Below are 12639 nucleotides of genomic sequence, written 5' to 3'. Positions count from 1 at the left end.
GGTTTGTTTTCAGCATGCGGACTTAATTGGTCCCGATGCGGTCCCAAGTCAACAAGGGATTCCGCGGCGCACCCAAGACCGCGGCGGCCCGGAAACCGCCTCACACAGTGGATTTGGCCGCATTTTCCAGCCCAGTTCAAGACTTTCGGCCGAGCCGGCCCGTACCACCGGTTGATGCCATGCAGGGCTGCCATACCATGGAGGCGTGGCTTCACCGAGGGATTATCGCCGATGACCCTTGCCGGATCCGTTCGGGCACAAAAAAGCGGCCGGGGGGAAGGCCCCCGGCCGTCGGCAAGTCAAAGCATCAGCCGTTCGAAAAGATCCAGCTCGCACACTGGATCACGGACCAATCCCGATGATCGGAACCTGCGATCAATGGAACTGGTCAGCCTCGGTGGAGTCCTTGTACGCGGTGGTCGAGGAGGTGCCGCCGGAGATCGCCGTGGCGACCGCGTCGAAGTAGCCGGTGCCGACTTCGCGCTGGTGCTTGGTGGCGGTGTAACCGTCCTTCTCGGCCGCGAACTCGGCCTGCTGCAGTTCGGAGTAGGCGGCCATGCCGCGCTCGGCGTAACCCTTGGCGAGCGTGAAGGCCGAATAGTTCAGGCTGTGGAAGCCGGCCAGCGTGACGAACTGGAACTTGTAGCCCATGGCGCCCAGCTCGCGCTGGTACTTGGCGATGGTGGCGTCGTCCAGGTTGGCCTTCCAGTTGAAGGACGGCGAGCAGTTGTAGGCCAGCATCTTGCCCGGGAACTGCTTGTGCACGGCCTCGGCGAAGCGGCGGGCTTCGTCCAGGTTCGGCTTGGAGGTCTCCCACCACATCAGGTCCGAATACGGCGCGTAGGACAGGCCGCGGGCGATGCAGTGATCGACGCCCATGCCCTTCTTCAGGCGGAAGAAGCCCTCGGTGGTGCGGCCGCTGTCGAAATCGATGAAGGGATGGTCACGCTCGTCGATGTCCGAGGTGATGAGCTGCGCCGACTCCGCGTCGGTGCGGGCGATCACCAGGGTCGAGGTGCCGCAGACGTCGGCGGCCAGACGGGCGGCGTTCAGGGTGCGGATGTGCTGCTGCGTCGGGATCAGAACCTTGCCGCCGAGGTGGCCGCACTTCTTTTCCGAAGCCAGCTGGTCTTCCCAGTGCACGCCGGCGGCGCCGGCCTTGATCATCGACTTCATCAGCTCGAAGGCGTTCAGCGGGCCGCCGAAACCGGCCTCGGCATCCGCGATGATCGGCGCGAACCAGTAGGTGTCGCCCTTGCCCTCGGAGGTCTGGATCTCGTCGGCGCGCTTGAAGGTGTTGTTGATGCGCTCGACGACCGCCGGGACCGAGTTCACCGGATACAGGCTCTGGTCCGGGTACATCTGACCGGCCGTGTTGGCGTCACCGGCGACCTGCCAGCCCGACAGGTAGATGGCCTTCAAGCCGGCCTTGACCGCCTGCATCGCCTGGTTGCCGGTCAGCGCGCCCAGCGTGTTGATGTAGGGCTCGGTGTTCAGCAGCTCCCACAGGCGGCGGGCGCCCAGCTCGGCCAGCGTGTACTCGATCTTGACCGAGCCGCTCAGACGCTTGACGTCGTCCATGGTGTAGTCGCGGCGGATGCCCTCGTAACGGGCGGCGTGGATGGCGGCCTTGGTCTTTTCATCGAGCGACATGGGTCAGGTTCCTTGTTGTCCGGTGCGCCCGGTTGATCGGCGCGGAACTGGGGTCTCGGGGCGGGCCTTTTGTCGGTCCCTGCGGCTGTTGTGCAGCGGCGTTTCCTCCCGCCGGTTTCATCTGCACTTTTCCGTCTTCGGGGCCGCTTGCGCTTTACAGCGCGGCCGTGAACCAAGACTTAAACCTGCCCTGAGTGCGTTGCAATAAGCCCTTGTTTGTAAAAAGGTCCGTTTGTAAACTGCCGTCTTCACAATCCTGTAAATCCGTAAATCTTGTAAAGTCAGTGATCTGCCGGAGGGGCGTGCCGTGGCGACTATGGAAAAGAAGGCGATGCTGGGTCCGAAGGTCCGCCGCCTGCGCCGCGACCACGCCCTGACTCAGGCGCAGATGGCCGAACAGCTGGGCATCTCCCCCAGCTATCTGAACCTGATCGAGCACAACCAGCGCCCGGTGACGGTGCCGCTGCTGCTGAAGCTGGGCCAGCAGTTCGGCGTCGATCTGCAGGCCTTCGCCGAGGATGAGGAAAGCCGGCTGGTGGCCGGCCTGCGCGAGGTGTTCGCCGACCCGCTGTTCGACGGCTCCGACATCAAGAACCAGGATTTCCGTGAGCTGGCGGCGGTGGCGCCGACGCTGGGGCAGGCGGTGGTGGCGCTCTATCGCGGCTTCCGCGGGGCGCGCGACGATCTGCAGGCACTGGCGGAGCGGGTGGCCGACCGCGAGAAGCTGCATCTGGTGCAGGCCACCGGCTTTCCGCAGGACGAGGTGCGCGACCTGTTCCAGGCCCATTCCAACCATTTCCCGGAGCTGGAGGCGGCGGCGGAAAGCCTGTGGCAGGACGGCAAGCTGGAGCGCGGCGACCTTTATCGCGGGCTGGTCGACTGGCTGAACACCCAGCACAGCGTCCGCGTCCGCCTGCTGCCGTCGGAGGTGATGGGTTATGCGGTGCGGCGGTTCGACCGCCACAGCCGGCGCATCCTGCTGTCGGAGATGCTGGCGCCGTCGGGCCGCACCTTCCAACTGGCCTGCCAGATCGCGCTGCTGCGCCACCGCGACCTGCTGAACGGCATCGTCGACGCCGCCAACCTGTCGGACGACGAGGCGCGGCGGCTGACCCGCATCGGGTTGGCCAACTACTTCGCCGCGGCGGTGCTGATGCCCTACGACCGCTTCCACGAGGCGGCGACCCAGCTGCGCTACGACATCGAGATCCTGCGGCGGCGCTTCGATGCGTCGTTCGAGCAGGTCTGCCACCGGCTGACCACGCTGCACCGGTCGGGGGCCAAGGGCGTGCCCTTCTTCTTCATGCGGGTGGACAGCGCCGGCAACGTGTCGAAGCGTTTTTCCGGCGCCGGTTTCCACTTTGCCCGCTTCGGCGGCGGCTGCCCGCGCTGGATCGTCTATGAGGCCTTCCGTACGCCGGGCAAGATCCACAGCCAGATGGCGGAGATGCCGGACGGCACCGCCTATTTCTCCATCGCCCGCACCGTGGTGAAGGCGGGCGGCGGCCACCGCAGCCCGCCGCAGCAATTCGCCGTCGCTCTCGGCTGCGATGTCCAGCATGCGGCTCAGGTCACCTATGCGGACGGGTTCGACCTGTCCAACACCGACGCGGCGACGCCGATCGGCGTGAATTGCCGGCTCTGCCCACGGCTGGACTGTTCGCAGAGGGCGTTTCCGCCGCTGAATCATCGGCTTATCGTCGATGAGAACCTGCGCGGCCTCTCCCCCTATCTGTTCGCGCCGCCCAGCGCAGAATAGGGAGCGGAATAGCGGGCGAATTGACCGGGATCAATGTTGTACGGCGTCGTTTGTGTTGTTTGCCGGAAAGCCCGTCATTCGACTGGTAGAAATCCGTGGCCTTTGACCGGGTTTGTTGATAGGTTTCGACCGTTGCGTCGCGGCAGCTCCGCTCGCGTCTTCGCGCACCGGCCACCTGAACGCAGCGTCCCGGACTTTGGTATTGAACACCGCCAACCGAGTTGGCCTCGACAGGTTTTGGAACGCCCCATGAGCAACTTGATCAAAGAGCGCGTGCTGACCGTTCACCACTGGACCGACACGCTGTTCAGCTTCACCACCACGCGCGATCCGTCCTTCCGCTTCCTGCCGGGGCAGTTCACCATGATCGGGCTGGAGGTCGAAGGCCGGCCCCTGCTGCGCGCCTACAGCCTCGTCAGCGCCCATTACGAGGAGACGCTGGAGTTCTTCAGCATCAAGGTGCAGGACGGCCCGCTGACCTCGCGCCTGCAGCACCTGAAGGAAGGCGACACGCTGCTGGTGAACCGCAAGGCGACCGGCACGCTGATCACCGACAACCTGCTTCCCGGGCGGAACCTGTATCTGCTGAGCACCGGCACCGGCCTGGCGCCGTTCCTCAGCATCATCAAGGACCCGGAGATGTACGAGAAGTTCGACCGGGTGATCCTGACCCACGGCACCCGCACCGTGGCGGAGCTGGCCTATGACGACCTGATCCACCACAGCCTGCCGGAGAACGAGTTCTTCGGCGAGCAGGTGAAGGAAAAGCTGCTCTATTACCCGACCGTGACGCGCGAGCCCTTCCGCAACCAGGGCCGCCTGACCACGCTGATGGAAACCGGCAAGCTGTTCACCGACCTGGGCCTGCCGGAACTGGACGCCGAGAAGGACCGCGTGATGATCTGCGGCAGCCCGGCGATGCTGGCCGAGACCACTGCGATGATGGAAAAGCGCGGCTTCGTCATGGGCACCAACGGCGAGCCGGGCGGATTCGTCATCGAGAAGGCGTTCGTGGAGCGGTGAGATTGGGGGGTGTCGTCTTACGAATGCCCCCTCCCCAACCCTCCCCCGCGTTCCGCGGGAGAGGGAGTAAGTGCAAGAGCGGCGGCAGTCCCCTCTCCCACCAAAGGTGGGGGAGGGTTAGGGAGGGGGCCAAGGACTTCTCCAGAAAGTCACTCCCCCCGGTGGAATAAACTCCCCCTCCCGCCGGTTTACCATTCCGTGACGAAGGCACGTCACTCAATCCTTGACCGACTGGGCGCGCTTCCTCCGGGGGGCGCGCCTATTTTCTGTCCGCACCCGGTGAATAAAATCGCCGTCCGGCCTGTTGGTGCGACGGTCACCGTTCAAACCGTCAAGCCTTTGGTGTAGACATCCCGCCCATGCGCCTGATCCTCATCCTCGCCGCGATGATCGTCGCCGGCCTCGCGAATCTCGCCGTCTGGTCCCTGCCCAACCGCCCGGTGCCGCTCGATCCGCCGCCGGGGGGCAAGCTGCGCAGCGTGTCCTTCGCCCCCTTCCGCGACGGGCAGAGCCCGCTGACCGGCGTCCTGCCCTCCACCGCCCAGATCGAGGAGGACATCGTCGCCCTCGCGCCGCAGGTGGCGGGCATCCGCACCTACACCTCGCTGGAAGGCTTGCAGGTGGTGCCGGAGCTGGCGCGCAAGCATGGCATGCAGGTCACCATGGGGGCGTGGCTGTCCTCCCGGACCGACAAGAACGAGGCGGAGATCGCGTCGCTGATCGACCTCGCCAACCGCTATCCCGACGTCATCACCCGCGTCATCGTCGGCAACGAGGTGCTGCTGCGCCGCGAGCTGACGCCGGAGCAGGTCGCCGGCTACATCGACCGCGTCAAGGCGGCGGTGAAGCAGCCGGTGTCCTATGCCGACGTGTGGGAATGGTGGCTGAAATACCCGCAGATCGCCGATCACGTCGATTACCTGACCATCCATCTGCTGCCCTATTGGGAGGACGTGCCGGCCGGCGTCGAGGGCGCGACCGAGCGCATCCGCCAGAGCTACCGCACCATCGCCCACCGCTTCCCCGGCAAGCCGATCCTGGTCGGCGAGACCGGCTGGCCGACGCAGGGCCGCTCGCGCGGGGCCGCTGTGCCGGGGCTGGTCAACAAGGCGAAGTTCGTCAACGCCTTCGTCCGCATGGCCGAGCAGGAGGGCTTCGATTACAACGTGATCGAGGCCTTCGACCAGGAATGGAAGGCCAAGCTGGAGGGCACCGTCGGCGGCCATTGGGGCCTCTACAATGCCGATCGCACGCCGAAATTCTCGCTGGCCGGGCCGGTGGTCGGCAATGTCGCGTGGCCCTGGCTGTTCGCGGCGTCGAGCGGGCTGGCGCTGGTGCTGCTGGGCGGGCTGGCGGGGCTCCGCCGCCATCTGCCGGGCACCGGCTGGGTGGCGCTGATCCTGCTGGCGCAGGCCTTGTCCACCCTCTATGTCCGTGCCGCCTTCGTGGCGGAGCATGGCAAGCATTACTGGCAGGACACCACGCTGGCCGTGGTCATGCTGACGCTGACCGCCGCGCTGGCGCTGGCGGTGCTGCTGACCGCCCACCGCACGTTGGCGAGCGGCGGTCTGGCGCGCGAGCCGCTGGTCGGCCTGCGCCACGCCCGCCCGGCCCTGACCCGCACCGAGCGGGTGGGGCGGTGGAGCGCCGTCGCGCTGGGCGTGGTGGCGCTGGTCTGGTCGCTGCTGATCGTCTTCGACGGCCGCTACCGCGACTTCCCCAACCCGTACCTGCTGATCCCGGCGGTGGCGCTGCCGGCGCTGGGGCTGATCCGCGCCGCCCGCCGGCCGGTCGGGACGGAGACGCGCAACGCGCTGGGCATCGCCAGCCTGTTCCGCCCGGCCGTCCCCACCGCCGACGGCGAACCGCGCGGCCTGTGCGGCGCCGTCCGCCGCCTGCCGGTCGAGTCGGCCCTGGGCTTCGCCCTTCTGCTGGGGGCGCTGCTGACGGTGCTGGCGGAGGGCTTTGTGCCGCTGGAATCGCTGATCTACGGCCAGCTTCCGTTCATGGAGGCGCTGCACGAGGTCGATTGGACGCGGCCGAACTGGGAGGCGCTGGGCTGGGCGGCCCTGCAGATCCTGCTGGCGCTGCCCTTCCTGGCCGGGGTGTGGAGCGCCCGGCGTCCGCTGCGGCGGATTTGACCCCAGGCGGCCATTGCGCCGGCCGCCACGCTGTGGATTGATGGACGGGTTCCTGGCACTAACCGGAGACCCGTCCGATGTCCCCCGATCTGTGGCTCGCCTTTGCCGCCGCCTCCGCCATCATGCTGATGATCCCCGGCCCGACGGTGCTGATCGTCGTGTCCTATGCGCTGGGCCATGGGCGGCAATCGGCGATGGCGACGGTGGCGGGAGTGGCGCTGGGCGATTTCACCGCGATGACCGCCTCCATGCTGGGACTGGGGGTGCTGCTGTCGACCTCGGCGGCGCTGTTCACCGTGCTGAAATGGATCGGTGCCGCCTATCTGGTCTATCTCGGCATCAAGCTGTGGCGGGCGCCGGTCAAGGGGGTGGAGACGGTGGCCGACGAGTCGGCGGTGCGGCCCTGGCGCATGATGCTGCACACCTATGCCGTCACCGCGCTGAATCCCAAGAGCATCGTCTTCTTCGTCGCCTTCCTGCCGCAGTTCCTCGACACCGGCCGGCCGCTGGCCGGGCAGATGGTGGTGATGGAGGCGACCTTCCTGGTGCTGGCGACGCTGAACGCCGCCGGCTATGCCCTGCTGGCCTCGGCGGCGCGGCGCGCGGTGCGGAGACCGTCGGTGCAGCGGGCGGTCAACCGGGTCGGCGGGTCGCTGCTGATGGCGGCCGGGCTGCTGACCGTCGCCTGGAAGCGGACGGCCTGACGCCGACGCCGGTTTGTTGACAGATCGTGATGGATTCATCGAAAATTGCCGGCGCATTGGGGGATGCACGCGCCGGTAAATTTTCGGGATGCCGGCCGAGCGAATTGAACCGCGGGGGCGGTGATGGCCGACGGCTGCGACAGGGGCGGGAACGGCGACGGCGCGGATGACGGCCGGCGGGGGGCCGCGAACGATGTTCTGGAATTCGCCGCCGAGACCGAGGACGCCGCCGATCGCGTGCGGCACAATCCGCCCTGGCTGATCCTGATCGTCGATGACGACCACGAGGTCCATGCCATCACCCGCGTCGTGCTGGGCGAAATGAGCTTCGAGGAGCGGCCGGTCCGTTTCCTGTCGGCCTACACCGCGCGGCAGGCGCGGTCGCTGCTGGTCGAGCATCCGGGCATCGCCGCCATCCTGCTGGACGTGGTGATGGAGACCGACGATGCCGGGTTGAAACTGGTCCGCCACATTCGCGAGGAGATGGGCAACCGGCAGGTCCGCATCATCCTGCGCACCGGCCAGCCGGGGCAGGCGCCGGAACGGCAGGTGATCGCCGCCTACGACATCAACGACTACAAGGCGAAGAGCGAGCTGACGGCGCAGAAGCTCTACACCGCCGCCGTCGCAGCATTGCGCTCCTACCAGCACATCGCCACCATCGAGCGCGGCCGGCAGGGGCTGGGGCGGGTGATGGAGGCGGCCGACCATCTGGCCGGGCTGCGCTCGCGCTCGCAATTCCTCGCCGGGCTGGTTGGGCGGGCGGCGGCGCTGCTGACCGATGTCCAGTCCGCTATCCTGTGCGGGATGGGGGAGGGCGACCAGCCGTCGATCCTGGCGGAGGCCGGACTGCCGGCCGACCTGCCGGCGGAGGTCGCGGCCGACATCGTGGCGGTGCTGGGCGATGGTCAAGCGCGCTGGGGGAGCCGGCATGGGGTGACGGTGTTGCGCAGCCGCGATGCGGCACCGCTGGCGCTCTGCCTGCTCGGCGGCCCGTTTGCCGAGGGCGACCGGCCGCTGGTGGAGCTGCTCTGCACCAAGGCGGCGGTCGGGCTGGACAATCTGCGGCTCTATGAACGGCTGAACCAGGCGCAGATCGCCACCGTCCATGCGCTGGGCAAGCTGGCCGAATACAAGGACGAGGTCACCGGCGACCATGTGAAGCGGCTGGGCCGCTGGGCCACCGCCATCGCCCGCGAGCTGTACGCCCGCAATGCCTTCGCGGACGAACTGGACGACTGGTTCTGCGACACCATCGGGCTGGCCAGCGTGCTGCACGACGTCGGCAAGGTCGGCATCCCCGACGCCATCCTGCGCAAGCCGGGCCGGCTGGACGAGGCGGAGATGGCGGTGATGCGCGACCATGCGTCCATCGGCGGCAACATCCTGCGCGACGCCTGCGGCGGCGACCGCCGCGGCTATCTGTCGATGGGCGCGGAGATTGCCGAGAGCCATCACGAGAAATTCGACGGCAGCGGCTATCCGCAGGGGCTGGCCGGCGACGCCATTCCGCTGGCCGGCCGCATCGTCGCCGTCGCCGACGTGTTCGACGCGCTGCTGCACCGCCGCCCTTACAAGAAGGCGTGGGACATCGCCGAGGTGCTGGACCTGCTGCGCGCGGAGTCGGGCAGCCATTTCGACCCGCGCGTGGTCGATGCCTTCCTGGCGGTGCTGGAGCGCGACGGGGCGGGGGCGTAGGTCCCCCATCCCGTCAAAAGGCGCCCCTTTGGAGCTTATACGCCCAGCACGTCGCGCATGCTGTAGAGGCCGGGGGTCTTGTCCTGCGCCCACAGCGCGGCGCGGACGGCGCCCTTGGCGTAGATCCCGCGGCCGGACGCCTTGTGGGTCAGCTCGACCCGTTCGCCGTCGCTTGCGAAGATCACGGTGTGGTCGCCGATGACGTCGCCGCCGCGCAGGGTGGCGAAGCCGATCTCGCCGCGCGGGCGGGCGCCGGTGTGGCCGTCGCGCACCTTCTGCCAGACATCCTCCAGCGCCACCCCGCGTCCGGCCGCCGCGGCGCGGCCGAGGCCCAACGCGGTGCCCGACGGCGCATCGACCTTGCGGCGGTGGTGCATTTCCAGGATGTCGATGTCGAAGTCGTCGCCCAGCGTATGGGCCACCTGCTCCACCAGCGCCAGCAGCAGGTTGACGCCCAGCGACATGTTTGGCGACTGGACGATGGCGGTGTGGGTGGCGGCGGCGGCGATGGCCGCCTGCTGCGACGGGTTCAGGCCGGTGGTGCCGACGACCAGCACGGTTTCCGACTGGGCGGCCAGCGCGGCGTGCCGCTCCGTCGATTCGGGGCTGGTGAAGTCGATCACCGCGTCCGCGTCCGCGAACAGGGCGACCGGGTCGTCGATGGCGGTCACGCCCAGCGGCTCCAGCCCGGCCAGAATGCCGATATCCTTGCCAAGCGCCGGGCCGCCCACCCGCTCGGTCCCGCCGGCCAGCGTACAGCCCGCGGTCGCCGCGATCTCGCGCACCAGCATCTGGCCCATGCGCCCCGCGCACCCGACGACACCGATCTTCATGACGCCCATCCTCCGTTCAGCTCTGCCGGCCAGATCTTCCGACCGTACCTTCCCGCCCTCCCAGCGGTTTAGCACAGGCCCGGCCGGGGCTTAAGCACCAAGGCAGCCGCGCAGCGATGCGGCGAGGTTGCGCATCAGGGTGGGGTAGAGCGCCTCGCCCTCCGGCAGGTCGGCGCCCTCGGGGTCGAGCACGCCGGTCTTGGCCTTGGTGCCTTCCACCACCGTGCGGACCAGCGTCGGTTCGAACTGCGGTTCGGAGAAGACGCAGGCGGCGTTCAGCCCGGCGATCTTGGCGCGGATGGCGGACAGCCGCTTGGCCGAGGGACGGCGGTCCGGGCTGACGGTGATCGAACCCACCGCCGACAGGTCGTAGCGCGCCTCGAAATACTGGTAGGCGTCGTGGAAGACGACGAAGGGTTTGTCCTTCAGCGGTGTCAGCGTGGCCTTCAGCTCCGCATCCAGCGCGTCGAGCGCCTGAAGCGTGCGGTCGGCGTTGGTGCGGAAGGTCTCCGCATCGGCCGGATCCTTGGCGGCCAGCGCGTCGGCCGTTGCCGTGACGATGGCGCGGGCGTTGGCGGGATCGAGCCAGATGTGGCTGTTCAGCTCTTCATGCTCGTCGGCATGGCCGTGCTGCTCATGGCCATGGTCGTGGGCTTCCCAGGCGCCGCCCTCGCGGGCTTGCAGCAGGGTCAGGCTTTTCAGGTCCATCAGGGTCAGCCGCGTCGCCTTCGGCGCGTTGGCCTGCAAGGGCTTTTCCAGGAAGCCCTCCAGTTCGGGACCGACCCAGACCACCAGATCGGCGGCCGACAGTGCCTTCGCGTCCGACGGCTTCATCGTGTAGCTGTGCGGAGAGGCGCCGCCGCGGACCAGCAGAACCGGCTCGCCCACCCCGTGCATGACCGAAGCGACAAGGGAATGGATCGGCTTGATCGACACCACCACCTTCGGCGCCTCTGCCCAGGCAGGTAGGGCGGTGGTGGCGACGAGAGCGCTCATTGTGCCGGTCAAAAGGGTGGACAGCGCGAATCGACGCATGGGAGGGATCCTCTCGACTTGCTGGACAGGTCGCTGGTTTCAGCGCATAGGGAAGTCACGCTCAACTGGTGTCACGTTATAACATAACATGTCAACACCCGCTCTTTCCCGGGATGCGTCCGCGCTGGTCGCCGGCCCGCTCGCCTGGACCGAGGATCTGACCGTCCGTTTCGGCCGCCGCACCGTGCTGGACCGCGTCAACGTCGCCGTCCAGCCGGGGGAGGTGGTGACGCTGATCGGTCCGAACGGCGCCGGCAAGACGACGCTGGTGCGTGCCGTGCTGGGGCTGGTGGCGCCCGACGGCGGGCGGGTGCTGCGGCGCCCGAACCTGCGCGTCGGCTACATGCCGCAACGGCTGTCGGTGGACCGCACGCTGCCGCTGACCGTGCGCCGGTTCCTGGCGCTTTGGCGGCCGGTGACGGCCGACAAGGTGGAGGCGGCGCTGGAGGAGGCCGGGGTGACGCGGCTGGCCGATTCGGCGGTGCAGACGATTTCCGGTGGCGAGATGCAGCGGGTGCTGCTGGCCCGCGCCCTGCTGGGCGAACCGGACCTGCTGGTGCTGGACGAACCCGACCAGGCGGTGGACGTGCATGGGCAGGCGGAGCTGTTCAACCGCATCGCCCAGGTGCGGCAACGGCGCGGCTGCGGCGTGCTGCTGGTCAGCCACGACCTGCACACGGTGATGGCGCGCACCGACCGGGTGATCTGCCTGAACAGCCATGTCTGCTGTTCCGGCCGGCCGGAGGATGTCAGCCGCCATCCGGAATATCACGCGCTGTTCGGCGGTCATGCCCGCGATCTGGCCGTCTATGTCCATCACCACGACCACGCCCATGCCGAGGACGGCAAGGTCGTGCATGACCATGACGGGGACTGCTGCCATGGATGAGTTCGTGATCCGCGCCCTGCTGGCCGGCGGTGGCATCGCCCTGCTGGCCGGGCCGCTGGGCTCCTTCGTGGTGTGGCGGCGCATGGCCTATTTCGGCGACACGCTGGCCCATTCGGCCTTGCTGGGGGTGACGCTGGGCTTCCTGCTGGGCGTCAACCCGATGATCGGCGTGATGGTGGTGTGCGTGACGCTGGCGCTGGCGCTGGTGGCGTTGCAGAGGCGGCGCAATCTCGCGGCCGACACGCTGCTGGGCATCCTGTCGCACGGCTCGCTGTCGCTGGGGCTGGTGGCGCTGGCGTTTCTGGAAACGCTGCGCGTGGATTTGATGGCCTATTTGTTCGGCGACATCCTGTCGGTGACCGACGGCGACCTGATTGCGATCTACAGCGGCGGCGCGGTGGCGCTGACCGGCTTGGCGCTGCTGTGGCGCCGGCTGCTGGCGGTGACGGTGGACGAGGATCTGGCGCGGGTGGAAGGCATGCCGGTTGACGCCCTGCGGCTGGCCTTCATGCTGCTGATCGCACTGGTGATCGCCATCGCCATGAAGATCGTCGGCATCCTGCTGATCACGTCGCTGCTGATCATCCCGGCCGCCTCCGCCCGCCGCTTCGCCCGCACGCCGGAAGGGATGGCGGTGCTGGCCTCGGTCCTGGGCATCCTGGCGGTCATCGCCGGGCTGCTGGCGTCGCTGAACTGGGATTTGCCAGGCGGACCGAGCGTGGTGGTGGCCGCAGCCGCCCTGTTCCTGCTGGGATCGCTGGTGCCCGTACGGCGTTGATGTGCGGCGCTGACCGCAATCAGAGAAAGAATACGACTGTATTGATTTCCCGTTTGCGGACGTTCCCGCCTGCGCCATAGTCCGCCGGCGGACGCGATGGCGGAAGGGCCGCCATCGCCGCCGTAC

At 68.0% G+C, this 12639-nt stretch carries 10 protein-coding genes; 7 read left to right on the top strand and 3 right to left on the bottom strand.

Annotated features, from left to right (window positions below; all coding sequences use genetic code 11):
* Window positions 1–375 precede the first annotated feature (375 nt).
* Window positions 376–1653, bottom strand: coding sequence for an isocitrate lyase (aceA, locus tag M5E06_RS30440; RefSeq protein WP_109152186.1), 1278 nt, complete (start codon window positions 1651–1653; stop codon window positions 376–378).
* A 316-nt stretch (window positions 1654–1969) separates the two neighbouring features.
* On the opposite strand from aceA, the gene M5E06_RS30435 reads away from it, so the two are divergent.
* The 5 genes from M5E06_RS30435 (at window position 1970) to M5E06_RS30415 (ending at window position 8978) form a co-directional block, all read left to right on the top strand.
* Window positions 1970–3412, top strand: a complete 1443-nt coding sequence (locus tag M5E06_RS30435) for a helix-turn-helix domain-containing protein (RefSeq protein WP_109073374.1) — start codon at window positions 1970–1972, stop codon at window positions 3410–3412.
* Window positions 3413–3661: 249 nt separating this feature from the next.
* On the top strand, window positions 3662–4435 hold the full coding sequence (locus tag M5E06_RS30430; RefSeq protein ID WP_109073373.1) for a ferredoxin--NADP reductase: 774 nt from the start codon (window positions 3662–3664) through the stop codon (window positions 4433–4435).
* Window positions 4436–4794: 359 nt separating this feature from the next.
* Window positions 4795–6576, top strand: a complete 1782-nt coding sequence (locus M5E06_RS30425) for a glycoside hydrolase family 17 protein (protein ID WP_252141429.1) — start codon at window positions 4795–4797, stop codon at window positions 6574–6576.
* 77 nt (window positions 6577–6653) lie between these two features.
* Window positions 6654–7280 (top strand): LysE family translocator, encoded by a 627-nt coding sequence (locus tag M5E06_RS30420; protein WP_252141428.1) that lies wholly within the window; start codon window positions 6654–6656, stop codon window positions 7278–7280.
* A gap of 123 nt (window positions 7281–7403) precedes the next feature.
* Complete coding sequence (locus M5E06_RS30415) at window positions 7404–8978, top strand: response regulator (protein ID WP_252141427.1); 1575 nt, start codon at window positions 7404–7406, stop codon at window positions 8976–8978.
* 35 nt (window positions 8979–9013) lie between these two features.
* Here M5E06_RS30415 and dapB read toward each other — a convergent pair whose 3' ends face one another.
* Window positions 9014–9811, bottom strand: a complete 798-nt coding sequence (gene dapB / locus M5E06_RS30410; RefSeq protein ID WP_252141426.1) for a 4-hydroxy-tetrahydrodipicolinate reductase — start codon at window positions 9809–9811, stop codon at window positions 9014–9016.
* A 90-nt stretch (window positions 9812–9901) separates the two neighbouring features.
* Entirely contained in the window at window positions 9902–10846 is a 945-nt protein-coding gene (locus tag M5E06_RS30405; protein ID WP_252141425.1) for a zinc ABC transporter substrate-binding protein, read from the bottom strand.
* Window positions 10847–10934: 88 nt separating this feature from the next.
* Between M5E06_RS30405 and znuC the strand changes: the two genes are divergently transcribed.
* Complete coding sequence (gene znuC / locus M5E06_RS30400) at window positions 10935–11735, top strand: zinc ABC transporter ATP-binding protein ZnuC (protein ID WP_199230901.1); 801 nt, start codon at window positions 10935–10937, stop codon at window positions 11733–11735.
* Window positions 11728–12513, top strand: a complete 786-nt coding sequence (gene znuB, locus M5E06_RS30395; protein WP_252141424.1) for a zinc ABC transporter permease subunit ZnuB — start codon at window positions 11728–11730, stop codon at window positions 12511–12513. The genes znuC and znuB overlap by 8 nt, the downstream gene beginning before the upstream one ends.
* Window positions 12514–12639 lie beyond the last annotated feature (126 nt).

Source organism: Azospirillum sp. A1-3 (genome assembly GCF_023806445.1).
Classification (GTDB): Bacteria; Pseudomonadota; Alphaproteobacteria; order Azospirillales; family Azospirillaceae; genus Azospirillum.
Note: the sequence above shows the minus strand (reverse complement) of the source record. Positions and strands in the feature narration are given on the sequence as shown.

Coding starts and splice junctions, on each gene's coding strand:
- aceA (WP_109152186.1), bottom strand. CDS start 1,653: ATGTCGCTCGATGAAAAGACCAAGGCCGCCATCCACGCCGCCCGTTAC.
- M5E06_RS30435 (WP_109073374.1), top strand. CDS start 1,970: ATGGAAAAGAAGGCGATGCTGGGTCCGAAGGTCCGCCGCCTGCGCCGC.
- M5E06_RS30430 (WP_109073373.1), top strand. CDS start 3,662: ATGAGCAACTTGATCAAAGAGCGCGTGCTGACCGTTCACCACTGGACC.
- M5E06_RS30425 (WP_252141429.1), top strand. CDS start 4,795: ATGCGCCTGATCCTCATCCTCGCCGCGATGATCGTCGCCGGCCTCGCG.
- M5E06_RS30420 (WP_252141428.1), top strand. CDS start 6,654: ATGTCCCCCGATCTGTGGCTCGCCTTTGCCGCCGCCTCCGCCATCATG.
- M5E06_RS30415 (WP_252141427.1), top strand. CDS start 7,404: ATGGCCGACGGCTGCGACAGGGGCGGGAACGGCGACGGCGCGGATGAC.
- dapB (WP_252141426.1), bottom strand. CDS start 9,811: ATGAAGATCGGTGTCGTCGGGTGCGCGGGGCGCATGGGCCAGATGCTG.
- M5E06_RS30405 (WP_252141425.1), bottom strand. CDS start 10,846: ATGCGTCGATTCGCGCTGTCCACCCTTTTGACCGGCACAATGAGCGCT.
- znuC (WP_199230901.1), top strand. CDS start 10,935: ATGTCAACACCCGCTCTTTCCCGGGATGCGTCCGCGCTGGTCGCCGGC.
- znuB (WP_252141424.1), top strand. CDS start 11,728: ATGGATGAGTTCGTGATCCGCGCCCTGCTGGCCGGCGGTGGCATCGCC.